The organism is Empedobacter brevis (assembly GCF_965118635.1).
Taxonomy (GTDB): Bacteria; Bacteroidota; Bacteroidia; order Flavobacteriales; family Weeksellaceae; genus Empedobacter; species Empedobacter brevis_A.
In genome coordinates this window covers 30,108-54,126 of the sequence record NZ_CBCPHV010000006.1, presented here as the reverse complement: position 1 = coordinate 54,126, position 24,019 = coordinate 30,108, and the positions used below count along the sequence as shown (strand labels likewise).

The window sequence follows — 24,019 nt, the reverse complement described above, 5'->3', positions numbered from 1 at the left end:
AGATAAACTATATTTATACAATATCTAACATCTAATGTTTGATAATTAACCGAATTTTTGTTCGAACTGTTTCATTACTTCTACCAAAACTTGAACTGATTCTAATGGTAAAGCGTTGTACATAGAAGCGCGATATCCACCAACATCACGATGTCCTGCTAAAGAAACAACACCAGCTTCTTTTAACATTACGTCAAAATCAGCTTTAAAGTTTTCGTTATTTAAGACAAATGTTGCATTCATTTGAGAACGGTCTTCTTTTACAGCAGTTCCTGTAAATAATCCGTTTCGGTCGATTTCTGCATACATTGCATCAGCTTTCGCTGTATTTATTTTTGAAATAGCTTCTACTCCACCTTGTTCTTTTAACCATTGTAAATTCAACATAACGCCATAAATCGCAATTACTGGCCAAGTGTTGAATGATGATTCTTTTTTGATATGTGTTTCGTAATTCAAATAATCAGGAATATTACGTCCTGTTTTACCTAATAAATCTTTTTGAACAATTGCAACAGCAGAACCTGCTGGTCCCATATTTTTCTGAGCTCCGGCGTAGATAACTCCAAATTTAGAAACATCAATTTTACGAGATAAAATATCTGAAGACATATCACAAACCATTGGTACAGGAGAATCTGGAAACTCTTTTATTTGTGTACCAAAGATTGTATTGTTTGATGTGCAGTGAAAATAATCTACATCTGAAGGAATTGTATATCCTTTTGGAATATAATTATAATTTTGATCTTTAGAAGAAGCTATCACTTCTATTTCTCCGAAGCGTTTAGCTTCTTTAATCGCATTTTCTGCCCATTTTCCTGTTTGTGTATATGCAGCTTTTCCTCCTTCTTTCAATAAATTGTAAGCTACTGTTGGAAATTGCAATGAAGCTCCCCCTTGCATAAAAACAACGTCGTGTGTTTCAGGAATATTCATCAATTCTTTTACCAACGCTCTTGCTGTATCAATGACTTCTACGGCATCTTTTCTACGGTGAGAAATTTCTAGGATTGATGTTCCTGAATTATTGAAATCTAAGCAAGCTTGTGCCATTTTTTCGAAAACTACTTGTGGTAAAATGCATGGTCCTGCACTAAAATTGTGAATTTTCATAATTAAAATTGTTGTGTGTTTGAGTGTATAAATTATAACAAATATACTAAATCAATTGTCTAAATAAACTATAATAGCTTTTACTTTTGAACAGAAAACAAACAAAAAACCCTAAACTGAATTAGTTTAGGGTTCTTTCATTTGATTTTGAATATTATTTAGTATTGAACGAAATCTACATTCAATTCTTCTGCTTTACGTTTGTAATATCCGTCTGCTAATTTATCTTTAATCTCAGCGAATGAGTTTAAAGTATATTCGATATGCTCATCTTCGTGGGCAGCTGTTGGAATAATACGGAAAATAATCATTCCTTTTGGAATAACAGGATATACGACTACAGAAACGAAAATACCATATTCTTCGCGCATTTCTTTTGCTAATACAGTTGCTTCGATAGGAGAACCATTTAATACAATTGGTGTAACACAAGTGTTAGATCCACCAATATCAAATCCTCTTTCTTGTAATCCTTTTTGAATTTTCTCTACATTGTGCCATAACTTATCTTTAAGTTCTGGTTGAGAGCGTAATAATTCAAGACGTTTTAATCCTCCAATAACCATTGGCATTGTCAATGATTTTGCGAAGATTTGAGAACGTAAGTTATATTTTAAAATACGGATGATATCTTTGTTACCTGCGATAAAAGCTCCAAAACCTGCCATAGATTTTGCAAAAGTAGAGAAGTAAATATCAATTTTATCTTGACAACCTTGCTCTTCTCCAGCTCCAGCCCCTGTTTTACCTAAAGTACCGAAACCATGTGCATCATCTACTAATAAACGGAATTTATATTCGTCTTTTAAAGCTGCGATTTCTTTCAAAATACCTTGTTTACCAGTCATTCCAAAAACACCTTCTGTGATTACTAAAATTCCACCCCCTTGTTTGTCGGCTAATTTGCGTGCACGAGCGATTGTTTTTTCGAAACTTTCGATATTGTTGTGTTGATAAATAAAACGTTTACCAAAGTGTAAACGAACACCATCAACAATACAAGCATGACATTCAGCATCATAAACGATTACGTCATTTTTAGATACTAATGCATCAATTGTAGATAACATTCCTTGGTATCCAAAGTTCATTAAATAAGCAGATTCTTTTTGAACAAAATCAGCTAATTCTTGCTCTAATTGAGCGTGATAATCTGTTTGACCAGACATTGCACGAGCTCCCATTGGATAAGCCATTCCATATTCTGCGGCAGCATCAGCGTCTGCTTTACGAACTTCTGGGTGATTAGCTAAACCTAAGTAGTTATTGATTGACCAAGTAATTACTTTTTTACCTTGGAATTCCATTACTGGTCCAATTTCTCCTTTTAACTGAGGAAAAACATAATAACCTTCACCGTAATCAGCAAATTGTCCTAATGGTCCAGGGTTTTGTTTTAAACGCTCAAAAATATCCATTTTATTCTAGTTTAGTTTTTATTATTATTGAAAAAAGTAGAAAGTGAATTAACACTACCTACTTTATTATGAATTTTTTACAAATATACATATTATTTTATTCGCTCTACAGTTGCACGGGCTTCTAAACCGTTGAGTCTACTATTTGTGAAGCCTTCTTCTGCCATCCAATCATCACTAAAGACTTTTGTTATGTAGCGAGAACCGTGATCTGGGTATAAAATAATTACTAAAGAATTTTCGTCAAATTCTCCAGCTTCTGCCAATTGTTTGTAAGCTTGTGTTGCAGCACCTGAAGTGTAACCTGCCATAATTCCTTCTTTCAAAGCAATTTCTCTTGTACGATAAGCAGCTTCTTCGTCTGTAACTTTTACAAATTTATCGACCATGCTAAAATCTAATGCTCCAGGTACTAGATTTTTACCCATACCTTCTATTCTATAAGGATAAATTTCATTTGGATCTACTTTTCCAGTTTCATGATAACCTTTTAAGATCGAACCATATGCATCTACTCCTATAATTTTTACATTTGGATTTTGTTCTTTTATATAACGTGCACTACCTGTCAAAGTTCCTCCTGTTCCTGTACAACCAATTAGGTGTGTTATTTTACCTTCGGTTTGATTCCAGATTTCAGGACCTGTTGTTAAATAGTGAGCTTCTGTATTCCCTTGATTAAAATATTGATTAATATAAAGAGAATTTGGCGTTTCTGCAGCAATACGTTTTGCTACTTCATAATAAGATCTAGGATCATCAGCAGGGACATTCGCAGGGCACAAAAACACTTTTGCTCCCATTGCTTTTAAGAATGAAATTTTTTCTGCTTTTGTTTTATCCGATACCGCTAAGATACATTTATATCCTTTTACGATAGCAACCATAGCTACAGCAAATCCAGTATTACCTGAAGTCGTTTCTACAATAGTAGCACCAGGTTTTAATAGACCTTTATTTTCAGCCTCTTCTATAATATGTAAAGCTATTCTGTCTTTTGTTGAATGTCCAGGATTGTAACATTCTAACTTTGCATAAACTTCGCCTGGAATGTCTTGGTTAATTCTGTTTAATTGAACTAATGGAGTATTTCCAATTAACTCTAAAACGTTTTTATATTTACCAGTCATTTCACAAATATTCTTTTCTAACAAAAAGCAAAATTAAGGATTTTTTAATTAATTGTTAAAAGATTAACACGTAAAATTAATCATATAGCAATTTTTCCCTTTAATTCTTAATAGTTCTCTTTATTAAATTAGTTAGTTATTTAAATTAAAAATATGTTCTAAAATTCTTTTATCACTAGGTGTAAAAGCAATTTTTCTTCTTTTCATCATACGTTCTGCAGCTTCGCATGCACGTTCAAAATTATAAACAGGCGCATCCGAATTTCCTCCCCAACTGAAATGTTTTACAATATTTGGTGGAAAACCTGATTGAAAAATATTGGCGCAAACACCAATAACCGTACCAGTATTTATTTGGGTATTTATAGCTGCTTTCGCATGATCTCCCATAATTACGCCACAAAACTGTAAACCTGTTTTCACAAATCGTTGTTCTTTATAGCTCCAAATTTTTACAATGTCGTAATTATTTTTTAGGTTAGAATTATTTGTTCCAGCGCCTATATTACACCATTCTCCAATTACAGCATTTCCTAAAAACCCATCGTGACCTTTATTTGAATAAGCCATTAAAATTGCATTATTCAACTCCCCTCCTACTTTACAATATGGTCCTATCGTACAACCAGAATAGATTTTTGCTCCCATATTTATTTTTCCATGTTCGCACAAAGCTAATCCTCCACGAATCATAGAACCTTCCATAATTTCGGCATCTTTACCAATATAAATAGGTCCTTCTGATGCATTCAAAATAGAAAATTCAACTTTTGCACCTTCTTCAATAAATATCTTTTCAGGTACTAAAACTTGATTTGTTGTTGAGATTGGTTGAGAAGTTCTTCCTTTTGTTACCAAATCAAAATCAAATTCAATTGCTTGAAAATTGTAAGTAAACAAATCCCAAGAATGTTGTAAATGAATCAATTCATCTTCAAATTGGATAACTTCTGATGTAATTTTTGGAGTATCTTCAGTTGATTTAACTGCTACAAGTCGATTGTCAAAAAGTAGGGTTTGGTTTGGTTTTAAATTCTTTATCGCTTCAATTAATTTTTCATTTGGAAAAAAAGCAGGGTTGATAAATGTGTTTTCTGTTTGAAGTTTAGCAGGAAAATTTTCTTGCAAATAAGGTTTGGTTTTGGTTGAAACCTCTGTATTTAGTATTTTTTCCCAACGTTCTGCAAAACTTAATATTCCCATTCTAAGGGCAGATACAGGTCTTGTATATGTTAGGGGCAAAAAATTTTCCCATTCTTCGCCATCAAAAAGAACTATGTTCATCGATCTATGAATTTGTGCAAATTTAAAAATAATTATTTTATAAGTCGATAATATCAGTATAGATTATAGCTTCTGGCTTACTAAAATAAATCATTCAAAATATTTGGTTGATGTAAAAAGGTCGTCGTAATTTTAGGCACATTTTAAAAACATTTTTCATTTTGAAATCAGCTCCGATTCATTTTGGTTCAATCGCATATATATTAGACGATTACCTTGCAAATAATACTTTTTCTTCTATCTTCTTTTTGGTAGATGAAAACACGCACGTGCATTGTTTACCTCTATTATTAGCCGATTTGGACAATATTTTTGCTTACGAAATCCTTGAAATTGATGCTGGAGAAGAAAATAAAAACATTGAAACTGTAAATAATCTTTGGTTAGCACTAAACGAATTGGGAGCAGATCGCCATTCATTAGTCATCAATGTTGGTGGAGGAGTTTTGACAGATATGGGAGGTTTTATGGCTTCTACATTCAAACGTGGCATCAAATTTATTAACATTCCAACTACCTTATTGTCTCAGGTAGATGCTTCTGCAGGAGGAAAAAATGGAATTGATTTGGAAGGAATGAAAAACATGGTAGGAACATTTACGCAACCAGAAATGGTATTAATTGATCCTAAATTTTTGTTGACATTAGAACAACGTCAAGTAAAATCTGGTTTGGCTGAAATGTTGAAACATGGTTTAATTAAAAATCGTGATCATTGGGACAATTTAGTTCAACTACCAACACACGATCCTGAAGCTTTGGCTCCTTTTATCATGGATTCTATTCATATCAAAGAAAATGTCGTAGAAAATGATCCTTACGAAAAAGGTGAACGCAAGATCTTAAATTTCGGTCATACAATTGGTCACGCAATAGAAAGTGAATCATTAGAAACTGATTTTCCTCTTTTACATGGCGAAGCTATTGTAATCGGAATGATTATTGAAACGTTTCTTAGTTACGATCAAGAATTAATTTCTAAAGCTGATTTGGAAGAAGTTTGCGAAGGTTTTTCAACAATGTATGCACTAAATACAATTGATATGAAAATTTTTCCAAACTTAATTGAATGGATGAAACACGACAAAAAAAATCAAAATAATGCCATCAACTTTAGCTTGATCAATAAGATTGGAAATTGTCGTTATGATGTAGTTTGTACTGAAGATGAAATCAGACAAGCTTTTGAAAAATATAATAAATGGATTGCCTAAAAAAACACTTTTTTTTCGTTGGATTAACAATAACTCTAACAGTCGCTTGCACATCTCAACAAAAGAAAAAAGAAGCTAACATCGAACAACCTTCAAATAATTTTGCTATGAATGAAAAACCTCAATTCAAAATCAATAAATCTGATGAAGAATGGAAAAAAGAACTTTCTTCTGAAGAATATTATGTTTTAAGAGAAGCTGGTACAGAGCGTCCTTTTACTGGAAAATTTAACATGCATTTCGAAAACGGAATTTACACTTGTAATGCTTGTGGTGAAGAATTGTTTTCTTCTGAATCTAAATTTGACGGACATTGTGGTTGGCCAAGTTTTGACAAAGAAATAAAAGAAGGTAAAATTGTAGAACGTGTTGACACTTCTCATGGAATGAAAAGAATAGAAATTCTATGCGGAAATTGCGGAAGCCACTTGGGACACGTTTTTGATGATGGTCCTACAGATACAGGTTTACGTTATTGTGTCAATTCGTTATCATTAGATTTTAAACCTGCTAAATAAAAAATTCAAAAAGCTGTCTTAACAGCTTTTTTTAATGCCAAAAATTTATGAAAATACTTCGTATCATTATCGTTCTTATTTTGTTATTATTAATATATAACGGTATTTATAATTACAATTTAATGGTGAATATGAGAACAACAGATCGCCCAATTAATCCACTTCGTTATATCTTTTTCGGATTTTATTTCTTTTTGATTTTATTGAATATAATCGAATACATTCGCGGAAAATTTGTTTATGGTTCATTCAAAAAAGTTATTTATTATTTAATTTTTGCTGGCTATTTAGCTTGCATTTTTATGTTTAAATACAACGATTATCAAATTCCTGGTTTACCGCTTTTAGGCTATTTTTCATTAGTTGGAATTACATTATTTATGTTGAGTCAAATCATCAAAAACAAACCGCCCTACAAACGCGTAAAAAAATAATTGTTCAAAATGAATTCAATTTCAGATAGAATTTCATTCAAACAAATTAATCAATTAGCAATTCCAGCCATTTTTTCGGGAATTGCCGATTCTCTTATTACGTTAACCGATATTGCAATGGTTGGTAATGTAAAAGAATATTCTGTAGAAGCTCTTGCTTCAACGGGTTTAGTTGGTTCTTTTCTTACTGGTATTATTTGGGTTGTTGCGCAAACAAGAACTTCTATTTCCTCTTTGGTTTCACAAAGTTTTGGTGCAAATAAATTGGATAGTATAAAAAGTTTAGTTCCACAAGCGTTGTATTTCAATATATTTTTGAGTTTACTCATTTTATTTCCAACGTATTTTTTTGCACAAAATCTATTCGAATTATATAATGCAAAAGGCTTAGTTCTCCAATTTTCTGTTGATTATTACAGAATCAGAGCTTTTGGTTTTCCTCTAACACTTATTTCATTAACGCTTTTTGGTGCATTCAGAGGAATACAAAATACTATTTGGGCTATGAAATGTAGTATAGTAGCAGCTTTTGTTAATGTATTGCTTGATTATATTTTAATTTTTGGAATTGATGGAATAATTCCGGCTTATCACATAAAAGGTGCTGCATACGCAAGTTTGATTTCTCAATTGATCATGGTGATTATGGCGTTTTATTATTATTTTACCAAAACTCTATTTGGATTAGATATTGGAAAAGAAATTCATCCTCTTTTCAAGAAATATGTCAGCCTTAGTTTTGATTTTATTTTACGAACAGCTTCGCTAAATGTTGCATTTTTTATAGCTAATTCTTATGCGACAGATTATGGAAAAGATTATATCGCGGCACAAAGTATTTTGATGAATATTTGGTTGTTCTTTTCATTTTTTATTGATGGTTATGCAGGAGCAGGAAATGCTATGGCAGGACGATTACAAGGAGAACGCAATTATCCTAAACTTTGGATTTTGAGTAAAGATATTTCCAAATATTCGGTTTTAATTGCTTGTATTTTAATTGTTATTTGCTTGATTTTTTATACTCAAATTGGAGAAATTTTCAATCAAGATCCTAATGTTTTAACTATTTTCAATTCTGTTTTTTGGATGGTTTTATTCATGCAACCAATCAATACATTGGCTTATATTTTTGATGGATTTTTCAAAGGAATGGGCGATGCAAAATTGATACGAAACAACCTAATTGTAGCAACATTTCTTGGTTTTCTTCCAACTATTTTTCTTACTGATTATTTTGGTTTAAAAATTTATGGAATTTGGATTGCATTCGGAGTTTGGATGTTTTTACGTAGTTTTCCATTAATGTATATTTTCAGAAAACGAGTTTTTAATCAAATCGAAATGTAATTACTTTAGTTTATTTTGAATATTAAAATAGAAAGAAAAATAATCTTTCAACCAATAAAAAAGTCGCATAAATGCGACTTTTATATTTTATCTAAAATTCTATTCTTTTTTAAGGTGTAGAAATAGATGCTTGTTGAATTTTTCCGTTGAAATATTTCCAACCATTCAATCCAAAATCAACTAAATATTCAGCCATTTCCTCTGGTTGCAAAGGCGCAATATATCCAGGAAAAGCTTCTTCTAACATTTCTGTTTGCACAGCTCCCAAAGCCACAGCATTTATTCTTGGACCATGATCTTTTAATTCTTCTGCTAATAATTCTGTTAAATTAACTGTTGCAGATTTTGATGACGAATAAACAGATAATCCAGGAAATTTTACCGAACCTTGTACAGCGCCCATTGTCGAAATATTAACAACATGAGAAGAAGTATCAAATTTAGGCATCAAAACTTGAATCAATCGATATGGTGCCATAAAATTTATTTGCCAAGATGTTAGCATATCTTCTTGTTCTATTTCCAAGAATGGTTTGTTGATACAAATTCCTGCGTTGTTATATAAAATATCTACTTTATCCCAAGATTTTACAGCATTCAAAACTTCTGAAATTTCATCAAAATTAGCCAAATCAAGACCAATAAATTGATATTGATTCTCTTTTGCGTAAACCTCTAATTCCTTTAATTTATCTATATTTCGAGAAACGGTCAACACTCTATTTCCCAATTCCAAATGTTGTTTTGCCAATTCAAAGCCAATTCCTCTGCTAGCTCCTGTTACAATTATATTTTTCATAGTGTTGTATAAAATTTACAATGTCTTGTATCGATTCAAACTTTACTCCTTCAAAGATGATGTTATTTTCTGTTATTTCAATATAATTTTCCACATTATTTTCAACAGAAATTCCATTTCGAATTAATGCATTTTTCACCCAAAAAGCCAACTCCGAATCTCCTTTTACTCCAATTGTTTTTGCAAAACTTTTTTGCGTAGAAAAACGATTATTTGCTTGATCATATATCAAATTATTATTGGATAATTTTTGAATAATTTGTTGCTCAAAAGCCATTTGTTCAGGAATATTTTCGAAAAGATTTCCATTTTCAATCCACCAAATTTTATCTGCTTTTTCTAATACAAAATCAACTTCATGCGTAATCATTAGAAATGATTTATTCGTTTTCAATTTCAAATCATTCAATAAATTAAAAATACGATATTGATTTGCTAAATCTAAATTTGATGTTGGTTCGTCTAAAATCACCAATTTCGCATCTTGACACAACGCTCGTGCAATCATCACCAATTGTAATTGACCTTCGCTGATTTCATTTGCAAATTGATCGGCTAAATTCTTAATTCCGACCAATTCTAAAACCTCATTTATTAAATTTTGTTCTTCTTCAGAAATATTTTTCAAAACCTTATGATAAGGCAAACGTCCCATTGCAACCAATTCCGAAACTTTAATTTTTGGAACAATTGACAAACGCGGTAAAACAACTGCAATTTGTTGCGCTATTTCTTGAGCAGATAATTTTTTGATTGAATGATTTTCTAAATAAATTTCGCCTTTCAATATTTTTTGAAAACCTAAAATAGAATTTATTAACGTCGATTTTCCAGCTCCATTTTTTCCTAAAACAGCAACCAATTCATTCGAATTTATAGTTGCATTTATAGCGGTAACAATTTCTTTCTTACCATATCCTACCGAAACATTTTCCAATTTCAAAACTAAATTGTTCATCGAACTTCATTTTTATTGTTCAACAAAATACTAATGACAATCGGTGCTCCAAATAGTGCTGTAATGATATTAATTGGTAAAGTTCCGAATGGAAAAACTTCTGTCAAAATCGAAAATAATAACATAAAAAATATACCTGAAACAAAAATCCATCGGTACAAAATTTTCATATTTCCTGTTCGTAATAAAGTTCTACAAATATGTGGAACAGCCAATCCTATAAAGCTAATTGGTCCTGCAAATGCTGTTGCTGATGCTGTTAATAAAGCAGTTGAAATTAAAATCGTAAAACGTAATTTTTTGAGATTAATTCCTAATGATTGTGCATATTTTTCACCTAATAATAAGGCTGTAATTCCTCTTAAAGTAAACAATGAAATGATAATTCCACACAAAACAAATAAACCAAAAACGCTTAATTGTTGCCAAGATAAACCACTTAATGAACCAAATCCCCAAACTAAATATGCTTTTATTTTATCGGATGGAGCAAAATATTGCATCATTCCAATTAAAGCTCCTGCTAAACCCGCAATCATAAATCCTATAATAACCAAAGATGCAGATGATTTGACTCGAAATGATAACGAAATAACCAAAAATAATGCGACAATTGCTCCTAAAAATGAAGCAATAATTGTAATCCAAGGATTATTTAGAAATTCATCTAAACCAATCATCGAGAAAAGAAAAATTACAATTGCAACACCTAAACTTGCCATAGAAGTAATTCCTAAAACAGAAGGTTCTGCTAACGGATTTTTAAATAATTCTTGCATCAAAAAACCTGAAATTGGCAATGAAATCCCAACTAACAAAGCGGTTAATGATTTTGGCAAACGAAAATTGAGAACCAAATTGTGTAACATTTCGTCTGATTGACCAGAAAAAACATTAAAAATTTCGGTGAAAGAAATCGAAACTTTTCCAACACTTAAACTCAAAATAAAAAGTAAAAATGTTAGAATTATTAAAACAAAAAATAATGGTTTTTCTTTCATTAAGACAAAGATAGAAATTCTAATAATTTCTTAAAGTTTAATTGTGAATTGGTTTTTATTAAAATTAATGATTAGTTTCGTTCTATGAATTTTAGAAGTTTCATTTTAATTATTTCTTCTATTTTTATGCTACTTACACCTTGTAGCATCAAGGCTTCTATTCATAAAATTTTAGAAATAGAAAATGTTCATCAATCAAAAAATTCTCAGGTTAAAATCAATCAAAATAATTCTAATTCCTGTTCGATTATTAAGGTAGAAACGATTAAAAAATCGATAAAAAATCTTGATATTCCGAATTTTGATTTACCAGAATCTTCTATTCTTTTCATTGGATTAGCGCATTCTTCATTAAATGAAGAAGAAATAAATTCAAATGAAATTCAACCACCAAAAATTCCTTTTTATCTTTTATATAAGCGATTAAAATATTCGTTGATTGTTTAATTTTTTTCAACATTAATTAAATCAAAATATTCAATCATTTATAAAAAAAATATGCAAAATAAATCTGTTTTATCAATGGGAAATGCTGTCTTGGCACTGCGTTTAGTCATTGGTTGGACATACTTTTCTGCTTTTTGGCGACGTTTAATTTTAGAAAATAAACTCGATCCTGAAGCTGCCGGTTATATTGGCGAAAAATTCAATCATTTTTTACCAAATGCCCTTTTCATCAAACCTCTTATTCAATATTTAGTCGAAAATCCTGAAGCTTTACTTTGGAACATGTGGATTTTTACCATTATTGAAGGAATTGTTGGTTTACTTCTAATGTTAGGTTACAAAACACGAACGATGAGCATTGGTGTTTTCTTTTTAGCAATGGGAATTTTACTTGGTTCTGGCTGGATTGGAACAACTTGTTTGGACGAATGGCAAATTGGTGTTTTAGGATTAGCTGGAGGTTTTACACTATTTCAGGCTGGTTCTGGCAAAATTTCGTTCGATTATTTCCTTCATAAAAATAAATTTGTAGAACAAGAGAATAATTGGATTTCAGTTTCGATCAAAAAATATAGCCCTTATTTCGTAGGTTTTAGTTTCTTTATTTTATTCATTACTTTATTTACAAATCAGGTTTTTCATGGTGGAGTTTATGGAACTTTGCACAATAAATCTGTTAAACCAAAAGTAGAAATATCGAACTTGAAACAACATCAGAATAAAGTTTCATTTGATGTAATGCGAATTGAAGGCGCAGATGTTTACGGTTCTTTTTTGATACAAATTGATTTTCATAATGATGAAAATGAACTAATAAAAAGTTTGGATATGAAAGATTTATCAAACTTAAAAAAAGAACAAATTTCGAATTATTATGTAGCAAAAGTTACACCGCACAAACATAGTTTGGTGTTACCTTTGGGCGCGAAAGCAACTCTAAATTTTGATATTTCAGACAAAATTCACAAAGTGACTTTAACCGATATAAGTGGATTACAATGGGAACAAACACTAACAAATTTATAACAATGTTAAAAAGAAATTATTCAACAATAATCATAGGAGCATTTGCTTTGGTTTTACTTTTTGTACCAGAAGCAAAAGCGATGATGCAACAAGGCTTAATGAAATTAGGTTTATTTGAACCAAAATTGGAAAAAGTTAATCCAAAATCTCTATCAAAATCAGAAGCGAATTATACATTCGAAATGGTTTATGCTGATGGAAAAGCAATTAATATGGAAGATTTGAAAGGTAAAGTTGTTTTTATGAATTTTTGGGCAACTTGGTGCCCGCCTTGTATTGCGGAAATGCCTTCTATCCAAAAACTATATGATAAAGTAAAAGATGATAAAGGCATTATTATTTTAACCGTTGAAATCGAAGGAAAACGTGATAAAGCTGCGAAATTTATGAAACGTAAAAATTTATCGTTGCCTGTTGTTTTTCCGAATTCGAGTATTCCGACAGATTTTTTTAACGGTTCTTTACCAACTACGATTATTTTAGATAAAAAAGGAAATATTGCACATACAACAATGGGAATGGCCGATTATTCTGGACAAGATATTATTGATTTCTTGAATGAATTAAAAGCGATGAATTAAACATTTTCGTAAGTTATAAAACTAAAAAAGCTTCGAGAAAATTTTCGAAGCTTTTTTTATCATTCCTAATATTTACGAATTATTTAATTTTCTAATAAACGAGTTTCAATCCTATTCCAAATTTCATATCACTATCATAATGTGTTCGGATGTGTATATTTCTATTTAAAATATAACTTAATTCGCCCATATATTCTTTATCTGTATTCCACATAAAACCTGCGCGAATTCTTTTTGAAACAGGAATATCTTCTCTTTTTAATTGTAATCGAAACTTTCCTGTATGATAAATTTCGGTTTGGAAATCAATTAACATTGGTAATTTATATACAAAACCAGCACTGAATAAACCTTTATTTCGATCTGTTTTTTGACCAAAAATATTCTTTTCTACATTTTCATGTTTTGTTAATTTTTTGTGTTGATTCCAGTCAAATCCTACAAAAGCTTGAAACCATTGATTACGATCAATAAAACGTCCTAAATGAGTTTCCACTTCATAACCATACTCAGATTTGTAACCTATATTCCATTCTGATGTTAATGCCCAACGTGCATTTTGTACCATAACTGTTCCATCTAAACCATTTGTTGCAAAATCATTTTCTGCCTTTACATACTTCATATTACTTTCCATTTGCAACATTTTATAAGCATGTTTCTTATTTGGAATATTTGGATTTTGATAATCACCAACTTCAAAAACACGGTTCATTCCTGCCATCATATGGTATAAAATATGACAATGAAAAAACCAATCGCCTTCTGTATTTGCTTCAAATTCGATCACATTTGTTTCCATTGGCATTATATCCAATACATTTTTCAGTGGAGAATATTCACCATTTTTATTGATAACACGAAAATCGAATCCATGTAAATGCATTGGATGACGCATCATTGAATTATTATACAATGTAATCCTTAGAATTTCGCCTTTTTTAACTGGAATTTTATCTGTTTCTGAAAATACTTTGTTATCCATACTCCAAACATAGCGACTCATATTTCCTGTTAATTCGAAACGCATTTCTTTTATTGGAGCATCTTTCGGAAGTGATGTTTTTTCAGGAGATTTCAACATTCCATAATTCAATGTTATGATATTTGAAGTAGGTTTTCCGTGTGAAGAATGATTCATATTACTCATTTCTTGATGATTCATTTCTGAATAATTCTCTGTAGAAACTTGTTTAGATTTTTTGTTTTTCTTCTTTGCCTCGCCAGAAATTTCGGGATACATTACAGCATTCATATCCATTTGCTGCAAGCTCATTTTCATTCCCATATCATTCATCGTTCCATTCATCTTCATCATGTCATTCATCATTTTCATTCCTTCGAAATACTTTAATTTAGGAAGAGGTTCCATCAATTGTTTCTTTCCTTCACCAATAAACAACGAAGCTGAACCAGTTCTATCTTCAGAAGTTGCTTGAAATTCGTATGAGAAACCTTCTTCTGGAACTGTTACAATAACGTCATATGTTTCGGAAACGCCAATTATCAAACGATTGACTTCTATAGGTTCTACATCACTTCCATCATTAGCAACAACTGTCATTTTTCCTCCACCATAACGCAACCAAAAGTAAGTAGATGCTCCACCATTTGAAATTCGTAAACGCACTTTATCTCCTGCTTTGAATTGAGTTAATTGACTTTCGTTTTCTGCATTTATTAAGAATTTTTCATAATAAACATCACTCACATCCATTGCCAACATACGTTTCCATTCATTGGTTAGTTTTGTTTTGAAATAACCTTCCTTAATCGCTTCTGCGTAACTTTGAGTAGAACCTTTTTTTATTCCTGCCCAATCATTCGCATTGTGTAACATTCGTTGAATATTTTTTGGATTAAGATCTGTCCATTCGCTCAACATTACTGGAATTGCGGGCAAATCATCAATTCCTTTTCGGAAAGTTGGATCATCTTTACGTTTCTTCAAAATCAAAGAACCATACATTCCTATTTGTTCTTGATAGCCCGAATGACTATGATACCAATGTGTTCCGTTTTGGATAATCGGAAATGAATAGGTATACGTTTCTCCTGGTTTTATTCCCATTTGTGTTAACATCGGAACTCCATCTTCCTTATTTGGCAACCATACACCGTGCCAATGCAAAGATGTATCTTCATTCAATTTATTATGTACACGAATAACAGCTGTATCGCCTTGTGTAAACTCTAAAGTTGGCATCGGAATTTGTCCATTTACAGAAATTGCTCTTTTTTCTTTTCCTGAAAAATTAACAATCGTATCACGCACAAATAAATCATATTCTACTCGTTTTTGAGCATTCAAAGTAGATGATAAATAAATAATAAGTAGTAAAATTAACTGTTTCATCCAGTTAATTTTTAATGGTTTCAATCGTACTTCCGCAAGTCAACATCATATTTCCATAAAATGGATTTTGAATACTTTCTTCTTTACTCAACCAATTTGAACCACCTTTGAACATAGGACAATTTTGATAATAAACAGTGTAACCAAGCTTTGCCTTTTGCGCTAATTTGTACATTGGTTCTGATAATTTTGCAAAAATTGAACGCTGCTTCTCAATATTTTTTTCTTGGATTAATTGATTAGACGTTGCTTCTAAATCATTCAAAACTTGCATCCAAACTAAATGAGATTCTACCGAAAGTTTCGTCATATCTATAGCTGCAATCGATTTTGAAAAAGATGAAATTTGTGTTGATATTTCATTTTCATCTCCTTTTACAAATGCATCTTTCAACGAAAAATAAGAATCAAAAAGTTGAGATAATTGATTTTTTTCTTGAGCATTTTCAATCTGATGATTAGAATGATTCATTTCATGATGATTCATGTTCATTTTTTTATCACGAGAATATTGACAATCTTTTCCCAATTTCGCATAAGCTTCATCAGGAGCCATATAAACTGTATTATCAAAACCTGCTAATGCAATTTTTTTCAAGATTTCGTTCGAATTTGTTTTGTCTTTATTGTAAGAAATTGAAGCCATTTGAGTTTCATTATCAAAATTGACTTTCGAAATTCGAGGTTGATTTCCTACTTTTTCTATTAATTCTTTTGCTTTTATACAATTTCCTTTTACTTCAAATTCTTTTGTTTCTTGATTTTTGAATTGTGCATTTACACTAAAAGCAAAGAAACTTCCGATGATTAAAACACTATATTTTTTCATGATTTTCAGTTTAGATTTTATCAATTGCTCGACGCGTATTTTTACTTAATTGCTTGAAAACAGAAGGCGTCAAACCTGTTACTTTTTTTGAATTGTGCACTAAGATGTGCGACGCTCGAATAATTCAATTGAAATGCTATTTCACTCAATGATAATTCGTCATAAATCATTAATTCTTTTACTTTTTCTATCTTTTGTTGAATAAAATATTTCTCAATTGTTTGCCCTTCCATTTCCGAAAAAAGATTCGAAATATATTTGTAATCTAATTTTGTTTTTTCGCTCAAATAATCAGATAAATTAACTTTTAGTTCGTTATTTTCTTGATGAACCAATTGAATAATCAATGTTTTTATTTGTTCTATTAATTTGCTTCTTTTATCATCAATCAATTCAAAACCGACTTCTTCCAATTCATTTCGGATCAATTGCAATTGTTCCGAATCAATTGGATTTTTCAATTCAACTTCTCCCAATTCGATATGATTTGTTTCGATGTTATTCATCTTCAAAATTCGCCCAACCACTACTTTACAGCGATGACAAACCATATTTTTTATAAATAATTTACTTGTATTTTCCATATTCTATTTCCGAATTTGAGCCATTTAATTGCACTTAAATTTACAAAATCTTCTATTACAAATTTCGTAGAACTGCATTTCAAAATACTTATACAATTTGGAAGATGATGTATATAATTTTCAGATTCATCTTTTCTAACTAAAACTGTCCTTGGTAGATGAATTATTTTATTTTTTATTTTTAAATAAGTGTTGTCTAACTGAATCTTTTTTGCAATATTTGTATTTTAATTTAGACTTAATATAAATAACATGAAAAGACTATTTATTTCTACTGCAATAATAGCTTTATTAGCTAGCTGTAATACGAAAGAAGCAAAAAATGAAGCTACAGAAAATGTAAAAACTGAAGCTACTATTTCGAACGAAAAAATTGTTTCTTTGAATGGTGCTATTACTGAAATTTTAGCTGATTTAGGCGAAGAAAATAATCTTGTTGGCGTGGATGTGACAAGTACTTATCCTACATCTGTAAAAGAAAAAGCAAAAGATTTGGGACATACTCGTTCATTATCTATTGAATCTCTTTTGGCATTGAAACCTACAAAAGTATATGCAACTGATAAAGATTTGACGCCTGAACAGATTTCTCAATTAAATAATGCAGGAATTAAAACTGAAATTATTAAACAAGAATATTCTGTAGATGGAACAAAAGAATTAATTAAAACTATTGCAACATCTCTAAATAAAAAAGATTTTGACGCGCTTACAACTAAAATTGATAACGATTTAAAAGCTGTAAAACCTTTAGCTTCAAAACCAAAAGTTCTTTTTATTTATGCGCGTGGAGCAGGAAACTTAATGGTTGCTGGAACAAATACACCAATGGAAAAAATAATTGGAATTGCTGGAGGGCAAAATGCAATTACAGAATTTGAAGATTTTAAACCATTAACGCCAGAAGCTGTTGTTAAAGCAAATCCTGATTATATCTTAATGTTTGATAAAGGATTAGAAAGCATTGGAGGAATTGATGGAGTTACAAAGTTGGAAGGTGTTGCTTCGACAAATGCTGGAAAAAATAAAAAAATCATCGCAATGGATGGGCAATTAATTTCTGGTTTTGGACCTCGTGTTGGACAAGCTACAGCAGAATTAAATCAATTACTTCAAAAATAAAAAAAAGACTAAAACAATATGTATCCGCAAATTAGAATACATCTTTCTTTGTTAAGTTTAGGCATCTTTGGTCTTGCAGTTCTTGCATTATTTTTGGGTGTTTATCAATTTAACGAATCTATCCTATCTATTATCAATAAGGCGATTACCAATAGAACAGCAATTAATGACAGCGATTATTATGTACTTTTCGACTTGAGATTACCACGAATTATCATGTCTATTTTAGTTGGTGCTGGTTTGGCAGTGGCAGGAACATGCTTACAAGGAATTTTTAAAAACCCTTTGGCATCTCCAGATTTAATTGGAATAACATCAGGAAGTATTCTATTTGCAGCAATTACAATTGTTTTAGGAGGATATATTAAAGATTTTGTTCCAGAGATTATTCATTACTCATTACTTAGTTTAATGGCATTTGTAGGTGCTATATGCTCAACTGTTTTTGTTTATAGAATTTCTTCTCATCATCAAAAAACAAATATTACCATTCTTTTATTAGCTGGAGTTGCCATTTCTGCTCTTTGCGGATCTGCAACAGGTCTTTTGACATATCTATCTACAGAAGAAGAATTACGTAATTTAACATTTTGGACATTAGGTAGTATTGCAAGTGCTAACTGGAGCAAAATCTTAATTTTAGTAACCGTTGTTAGCGTAAGTTTTTTCTTTTTAATCGGAAAAGGAAAAACATTAAACGCAATGATGTTAGGTGAAAGAGACGCCGAGCATTTGGGAATTAATGTGGAAAAAACAAAAAGACAAATCATTGTTTTTTCAGCTTTATTAGTTGGTACGATTGTTTCATTTACAGGAACAATTGGTTTTGTAGGATTAATCGTTCCCTATATTTTACGCTTAATCTTTAAATCAAACTATGTTATCATTCTTCCATTATCTGCTTTTTTAGGCGCAATATTAGTTATTGTTGCAGACACAATAAGCCGTACATTAGTTGCTCCTTCGGAAATTCCTATCGGAATTTTAACCTCATTAATGGGAGCTCCTGTGTTTATTTCGATTTTAATGAGTTATAAAAAATCTTTGTAATGTTAACGGTAAAAGATATCAATTATCAACACAAATCATTCAAGATTTTAGATATGATTTCATTTGATGCAGAAGCAGGTAAAATGATTGCAATTGTTGGTCCAAACGGAGCAGGAAAATCATCATTACTAAGTTATATTGCAAATGAAATTGATCCTAATACAAATCTTATTCGATTAAAAGATATTGCACTTAAAAATTGGAAAAAAGAAGATTTACCTCATCATAAAGCTAAATTTTCGCAACATCAACCAACAGATATTCCACTTTCGGTAAAGGAAGTTGTTTTGATGGGACGTTATCCATATTTCCAAAATTCACCTCAACAAAAAGACAATGATTCGGTTGATTATTGGATGACCAAAACCGATATCAATCATTTAAAAGACAGGGATTACATTCATCTTTCTGGTGGAGAAAAACAACGTGTACATTTGGCACGTATTTTTACTCAATTAGAAAATGAGGTCAATCAAAAACTACTATTATTAGACGAACCTTTGAATAATTTAGACGTTTCTCATCAATTTAATTTGTTAGAAATTCTAAATGATTTTAAACAAAAAGGAAACTTAGTTATTATGGTGATGCACGACCTTAATTTGGCTTCTCAGTTTGCTGATGAAGTGATCTTAATGAACAAAGGAAAAATTGTTTATCAAGATAGTCCAGAAAAGGTTTTCCAACCAGAAATCATCTCTAAAATATATAAATTTCCTTGTACAATTTGTAAAAATCCAATCGATCAAAAACCACTTATTTTATTTGGTAAAAAAAAATTACAATGAACACAATCACAGACTTAAAAAAACAATGGGAAGATTTGAAAGCAAATCAACCTAAAATTAGAATACGTAATGCTGCAAAAGAATTGGGCGTTAGCGAGATGGAACTTTTGGCAACACAATTAGGTGATAATGTTACAAAACTAAAACCTGAATTTGCTGATATCCTACAAGAAATAGAATCTCTTGGAAAAGTAATGGCATTGACGCGTAACAACGAATGTGTGCACGAACGTAAAGGAGTTTACCAGAATGGAGATTTTTCTTCGCCATTTGCTCAGCTTTTTGTTGGAGAAGATATTGACATGCGAATTTTCTTGAATCATTGGAAAACTGCTTTTGCTGTTGTCGAAAAATCTGAACACGGAGAACGAAAAAGTTTACAATTTTTCGGGAAAGATGGTGAAGCAATTCATAAAATATATTTAGTCCCACAAAGTAATGTTGAAGCATTTGATACTTTAGTCGAGAAATACAAAGACGAAGATCAACAAACAATTCCTGCTACAGAAATCATCGAAAATAATGTAGTTGAGAAAACTGATGAAGAAATTGATGTAGATGGATTTCATCAAGCTTGGATTGATCTGAAAGATACGCACAACTTCTTTACCATGTTAAGAAAATTTGGTGTTACACGCACACAAGCGTTACGTTTAGCTCCAACAGATTATCATGCAAAACAAATTTCTAATGAAGCGATTGTTCAACTTTTAGAAAAATCTGCTGAAAAAGAAACGCCTATTATGGTATTTACTGGGAACAAAGGAAATATTCAGATTCATACAGGAGAAATAAAACGTACAATGTGGCATGAAAACTGGTTCAATATTTTGGATCCTGATTTCAATATGCATTTGGATATGAATAAAATAGATTCTACTTGGATTGTTCGTAAGCCAACTGAAGATGGAATTGTAACAGCTATCGAGGTTTTTAACGACAAAGGAGAAATCATTGTTCAGTTCTTCGGAAAAAGAAAACCTGGTATTCCAGAATTGCAAGAATGGCGAGATATCATTGCTGAATTAAAATAATCTTTTTATCTAATTTTATATTTCACTAAATTATTGTCCCGATTAATATTTTGTTAATCGGGATTTTTTGTGTGATTAGTTTAAGAATATTAATTGTAAAACATTTCTTTGTAATCAGATTTTTAGTTAGGATTTAACGGATTGTTATTTTGTTTGCAATAAAAAAGGTCGTCAATTAAGACGACCTACCACAAAAGACAAATAAAGTACTCAAAACTTTATTTCAAAACTATTTTTTTCGATTCCACTTTATCAGCATTTTGTACTCTTACGATATAAATTCCTGCTGAAAGTTTAGATAATTGAATTGTTTTATTCGAGAAAGATGATGTTGGTTGATACGTTTCTTGATGTACCAATTGTCCATTCATTGAAAAAACTTGAATATTTAGTGGAGATGATTTTGCTTCTTGTGAATTATAAGCTAACGTAATTGTCTTTGGTTGAGAAGGATTTGTATAAATATCAAACTTCGTTTTAGACAATTCTGTTGTTCCTAAACTCGCTGTTACATTTTCGTAATCAAATGTTATTTTTCCAGTTGAAGAACCTTCAAATGTTTTGAAAACTAATTTATAAATTTGTTTTGTTGATGTATTTTTAATGAAATAATTTGTAGGGTTTACAACATAAGACCAACCTGATAAACTTTTCCAAGTATAACCAATTGCATTAATATCTTCTATATAAGCTTTATCATCTGTAGGATTTCCTGATTCTGTTTTAGCTACTTTTATCAAATCACTCTGTAAAACTCCTGTTACTGGATACATAACAGCTGGAGATCCATCATTTGGTGTTACTGGTGTAATATATTTTGTAAATTTCAAATCCCATTTACTTTGTTCAGGTTCTGGAGTTGTAGCTTTATCGTTTAATAAACTATAGTAATTGAATAAATTATTTGGGTTGGTTTTATGTGGAAGATTCACTTTTTTATCTTCTGTCCAAGATCCATTCACCAATTTAGAATATGTAAAATTATATTCTCCTAAAGGTGCAGCCAAATTGTCTATTTTTATTTTAACATATTCTTCCGTTGCATATTTTAATACAAAAATAATTTTACCTAGAACATAGTGATTTGCCATATTATAATCTCCCCAACCATAAGTTGCAGAACCTTTGTTAAAAGCCCCATCTTGCCAATTTATATCAGAATTATATAATATTTTCCAAGAATCAATATTTGCAACATCTATTGAATTCCATGTAGAAAAATCGTTTGATGCTTCATACAATTCAATTCCTGCTCCATCGTTTATTCTAATTCCAGTAGCATAATTTGATTTGCGGTAAAATGCTATATCCCAATCTGCACGATTTGTAACTTGAGTAGACTGATCTGCTAATCCATAATATACATCATTTGCGTAAGCAGCGCCCATTGTAACTTCTCCTTTTATAGTTTGCGCATTTATAGCTACAGAAGTTAATAAAATTGTTGTTAAAAGTGTAAATTTGTTTTTCATGATTTTAATAATTTTTTAATTGTTAATCTAATTAGAACAGTCAATCCGAGAAATTACACTCTGACCCGTATGCCTCGGATTGACGAATTCTAATCACTAATAATGAGTATGTTATTTTATAAGTTTATATTCAAATTTTGGATAACCTCTTACACCAGAAGCACTAAGAAATGCTAACATTTTTATTTTATAATAATTATCCTCTGCATCCCTGATGATATAGAATCTATCTGTAAATAATTTTTGAGGAGCAGTTACTTGTCTCCAAGAGTCGCCAATTGCACGCTGATCATTTAAAAACTTCGTTTCATCAATCATTGTTTTATTAAAATTATCATACGTAATTTCGTTTGAAACATCAACGCGATATCCTTTTACTCCTGCTTTTAAATTATTAATTACAAAATCAGAATAACCATAAGAACCATTTCCTTCGATAAGATTTGTAAAAACTGTGAAACTTATATCCCATTCTAATTTTGGTGGTTCAACATTCACTAGATCATTTGTTGTAAAACTGAAATGTTGAAAATTGTATGTCGCATTTTTAGAAATTACTTTTTCATGAAAAGTTGTATCATCTAAATTTGCATATTGCATTATATATTGTTCATCTTTTTTAATAAACTTCACCTTTTTCCATCCTCGAGATTCTCCTGCAATTAATACCGAACCATTAGCCGGAGTTCCTTTTCCTACTTCGTATCCCAAATTCAATAAATAAACGGGATTATCTGTTTCTTTAATCTCTCCAATTGCTGTTTTAGAAATCTCTCCAGCAGGATGATCAATATATTCTTTATTAGAATCTGAGAAAGTACCAACGGCTACTTCATTCATTAAATTCGCAACAGAAGCTCTTGTTACTTTAGACATATCTGTTTCGTCTAATGCTTTTGCAGCCATATAAATAGACGAATTAAGTACAACTCTAAAATTTGTACCATTATAAAATCCTAGATCCCAAGAATCTCTTTTTACTCCGCTTTGCACATCTTTGCTTAAATCCACAAAAACTTGATATTCTTCATTTGTCCCACCAATTTGTGGATTCATTGTTCCTCCTATTGAGGCTCTGAAAGAAACGATTGTTGAACTATAACCTTGAATAATTGCAGCTGGATAATCAATTTTTGTAATTTCGAATTGAATAGATTTATCAGAGCGATCAAATGGATAGATTAAATTCTTAAAAGTGAAACTTGTCGATGTTTCTCCTTTCTTTATCGGAAGTATAATCTCCTGATTTGTTGGAACAACCGAAGTAGAATAATCTACATTATAAGTTGCTTTATCTTCTATAATTCTTATATGAATTTGTCCATTTTGTTCTGCAGTTTCAGAATAAACTAAATTAATCGTTCGTTCGTTATCTATCTTGCTAAAATCAACATTGCTATCTTTAAAAGCTACTACAAATTTTTGCCCAAGAGGATGAGCATCATCATTACATGACCACAAAAAGAAAAAGCTAAACAATAAGGTATATATAAATATTTTTTTCATAA

Annotated in this window: 22 protein-coding genes and 1 pseudogene; 11 read left to right on the top strand and 12 right to left on the bottom strand. The window is 30.7% G+C overall.

Annotated elements, in window-relative coordinates; genetic code table 11:
• Positions 1-45 precede the first annotated feature (45 nt).
• From serC to ACMHJW_RS09460, 4 genes are all read right to left on the bottom strand, one after another.
• On the bottom strand, positions 46-1,116 hold the full coding sequence (gene serC / locus ACMHJW_RS09475) for a 3-phosphoserine/phosphohydroxythreonine transaminase (protein ID WP_413533172.1): 1,071 nt from the start codon (positions 1,114-1,116) through the stop codon (positions 46-48).
• A gap of 158 nt (positions 1,117-1,274) precedes the next feature.
• Positions 1,275-2,534, bottom strand: a complete 1,260-nt coding sequence (locus tag ACMHJW_RS09470) for an aminotransferase class I/II-fold pyridoxal phosphate-dependent enzyme (RefSeq protein WP_413533171.1) — start codon at positions 2,532-2,534, stop codon at positions 1,275-1,277.
• Positions 2,535-2,626: 92 nt separating this feature from the next.
• Entirely contained in the window at positions 2,627-3,664 is a 1,038-nt protein-coding gene (locus ACMHJW_RS09465; RefSeq protein WP_413533170.1) for a PLP-dependent cysteine synthase family protein, read from the bottom strand.
• Between the two features lie 132 nt (positions 3,665-3,796).
• Complete coding sequence (locus ACMHJW_RS09460) at positions 3,797-4,948, bottom strand: GlmU family protein (RefSeq protein ID WP_413533169.1); 1,152 nt, start codon at positions 4,946-4,948, stop codon at positions 3,797-3,799.
• A 161-nt stretch (positions 4,949-5,109) separates the two neighbouring features.
• On the opposite strand from ACMHJW_RS09460, the gene aroB reads away from it, so the two are divergent.
• From aroB to ACMHJW_RS09440, 4 genes are read left to right on the top strand one after another with little or no spacing between them, the layout of a single operon-like run.
• Complete coding sequence (gene aroB / locus ACMHJW_RS09455; protein ID WP_413533168.1) at positions 5,110-6,162, top strand: 3-dehydroquinate synthase; 1,053 nt, start codon at positions 5,110-5,112, stop codon at positions 6,160-6,162.
• Positions 6,150-6,680: a peptide-methionine (R)-S-oxide reductase MsrB gene (gene msrB, locus ACMHJW_RS09450; protein WP_413533167.1), complete on the top strand. Its 531-nt coding sequence runs from the start codon at positions 6,150-6,152 to the stop codon at positions 6,678-6,680. Before aroB ends, msrB begins: the two co-directional genes overlap by 13 nt.
• A 47-nt stretch (positions 6,681-6,727) precedes the next feature.
• Positions 6,728-7,114: a hypothetical protein gene (locus ACMHJW_RS09445; protein WP_413533166.1), complete on the top strand. Its 387-nt coding sequence runs from the start codon at positions 6,728-6,730 to the stop codon at positions 7,112-7,114.
• Between the two features lie 9 nt (positions 7,115-7,123).
• On the top strand, positions 7,124-8,464 hold the full coding sequence (locus ACMHJW_RS09440) for an MATE family efflux transporter (protein WP_413533165.1): 1,341 nt from the start codon (positions 7,124-7,126) through the stop codon (positions 8,462-8,464).
• A gap of 109 nt (positions 8,465-8,573) precedes the next feature.
• Here the strand turns inward: ACMHJW_RS09440 and ACMHJW_RS09435 are convergent, their stop codons facing one another.
• Genes ACMHJW_RS09435 through ACMHJW_RS09425 form a run of 3 tightly spaced genes read right to left on the bottom strand, consistent with a single transcriptional unit; the run spans position 8,574 to position 11,222 of the window.
• Complete coding sequence (locus ACMHJW_RS09435; protein WP_413533164.1) at positions 8,574-9,263, bottom strand: SDR family NAD(P)-dependent oxidoreductase; 690 nt, start codon at positions 9,261-9,263, stop codon at positions 8,574-8,576.
• Positions 9,235-10,221: an ABC transporter ATP-binding protein gene (locus ACMHJW_RS09430; RefSeq protein WP_413533163.1), complete on the bottom strand. Its 987-nt coding sequence runs from the start codon at positions 10,219-10,221 to the stop codon at positions 9,235-9,237. The genes ACMHJW_RS09435 and ACMHJW_RS09430 overlap by 29 nt, the downstream gene beginning before the upstream one ends.
• On the bottom strand, positions 10,218-11,222 hold the full coding sequence (locus ACMHJW_RS09425) for a FecCD family ABC transporter permease (protein ID WP_413533162.1): 1,005 nt from the start codon (positions 11,220-11,222) through the stop codon (positions 10,218-10,220). The genes ACMHJW_RS09430 and ACMHJW_RS09425 overlap by 4 nt, the downstream gene beginning before the upstream one ends.
• 84 nt (positions 11,223-11,306) lie before the next feature.
• Here ACMHJW_RS09425 and ACMHJW_RS09420 point away from each other — a divergent pair, with 84 nt between their 5' ends.
• The 3 genes from ACMHJW_RS09420 to ACMHJW_RS09410 are packed head-to-tail and all read left to right on the top strand — an operon-like array spanning position 11,307 to position 13,276.
• Positions 11,307-11,669, top strand: a complete 363-nt coding sequence (locus tag ACMHJW_RS09420; RefSeq protein WP_413533161.1) for a hypothetical protein — start codon at positions 11,307-11,309, stop codon at positions 11,667-11,669.
• A gap of 51 nt (positions 11,670-11,720) precedes the next feature.
• On the top strand, positions 11,721-12,695 hold the full coding sequence (locus ACMHJW_RS09415) for a TQO small subunit DoxD (protein ID WP_413533160.1): 975 nt from the start codon (positions 11,721-11,723) through the stop codon (positions 12,693-12,695).
• A 2-nt stretch (positions 12,696-12,697) separates the two neighbouring features.
• Positions 12,698-13,276 (top strand): TlpA family protein disulfide reductase, encoded by a 579-nt coding sequence (locus ACMHJW_RS09410; protein ID WP_413533159.1) that lies wholly within the window; start codon positions 12,698-12,700, stop codon positions 13,274-13,276.
• 91 nt (positions 13,277-13,367) lie between these two features.
• On the opposite strand, the gene ACMHJW_RS09405 is transcribed toward ACMHJW_RS09410, so the two are convergent.
• From ACMHJW_RS09405 to ACMHJW_RS09395, 3 genes and pseudogenes are all read right to left on the bottom strand, one after another.
• A complete protein-coding gene (locus tag ACMHJW_RS09405) occupies positions 13,368-15,632 on the bottom strand; it encodes a multicopper oxidase domain-containing protein (RefSeq protein WP_413533158.1) in 2,265 nt (754 codons plus the stop codon).
• A gap of 4 nt (positions 15,633-15,636) precedes the next feature.
• Positions 15,637-16,461, bottom strand: coding sequence for a DUF3347 domain-containing protein (locus tag ACMHJW_RS09400; protein WP_413533157.1), 825 nt, complete (start codon positions 16,459-16,461; stop codon positions 15,637-15,639).
• Positions 16,462-16,471: 10 nt separating this feature from the next.
• A pseudogene (locus ACMHJW_RS09395) lies at positions 16,472-17,045 on the bottom strand (helix-turn-helix domain-containing protein).
• A 252-nt stretch (positions 17,046-17,297) separates the two neighbouring features.
• On the opposite strand from ACMHJW_RS09395, the gene ACMHJW_RS09390 reads away from it, so the two are divergent.
• Genes ACMHJW_RS09390 through ACMHJW_RS09375 form a run of 4 tightly spaced genes read left to right on the top strand, consistent with a single transcriptional unit; the run spans position 17,298 to position 21,039 of the window.
• A complete protein-coding gene (locus ACMHJW_RS09390) occupies positions 17,298-18,167 on the top strand; it encodes a heme/hemin ABC transporter substrate-binding protein (protein WP_413533156.1) in 870 nt (289 codons plus the stop codon).
• An 18-nt stretch (positions 18,168-18,185) separates the two neighbouring features.
• Entirely contained in the window at positions 18,186-19,217 is a 1,032-nt protein-coding gene (locus tag ACMHJW_RS09385) for a FecCD family ABC transporter permease (protein WP_413533155.1), read from the top strand.
• Positions 19,217-20,005 (top strand): heme ABC transporter ATP-binding protein, encoded by a 789-nt coding sequence (locus ACMHJW_RS09380; RefSeq protein ID WP_413533154.1) that lies wholly within the window; start codon positions 19,217-19,219, stop codon positions 20,003-20,005. The genes ACMHJW_RS09385 and ACMHJW_RS09380 overlap by 1 nt, the downstream gene beginning before the upstream one ends.
• Positions 20,002-21,039, top strand: coding sequence for a hemin-degrading factor (locus ACMHJW_RS09375; protein WP_413533153.1), 1,038 nt, complete (start codon positions 20,002-20,004; stop codon positions 21,037-21,039). Before ACMHJW_RS09380 ends, ACMHJW_RS09375 begins: the two co-directional genes overlap by 4 nt.
• Before the next feature lie 218 nt (positions 21,040-21,257).
• Here ACMHJW_RS09375 and ACMHJW_RS09370 read toward each other — a convergent pair whose 3' ends face one another.
• Positions 21,258-22,511, bottom strand: coding sequence for a T9SS type A sorting domain-containing protein (locus ACMHJW_RS09370; RefSeq protein ID WP_413533152.1), 1,254 nt, complete (start codon positions 22,509-22,511; stop codon positions 21,258-21,260).
• 111 nt (positions 22,512-22,622) lie between these two features.
• On the bottom strand, positions 22,623-24,017 hold the full coding sequence (locus tag ACMHJW_RS09365) for an HmuY family protein (protein WP_413533151.1): 1,395 nt from the start codon (positions 24,015-24,017) through the stop codon (positions 22,623-22,625).
• Between the last annotated feature and the right edge of the window lie 2 nt (positions 24,018-24,019).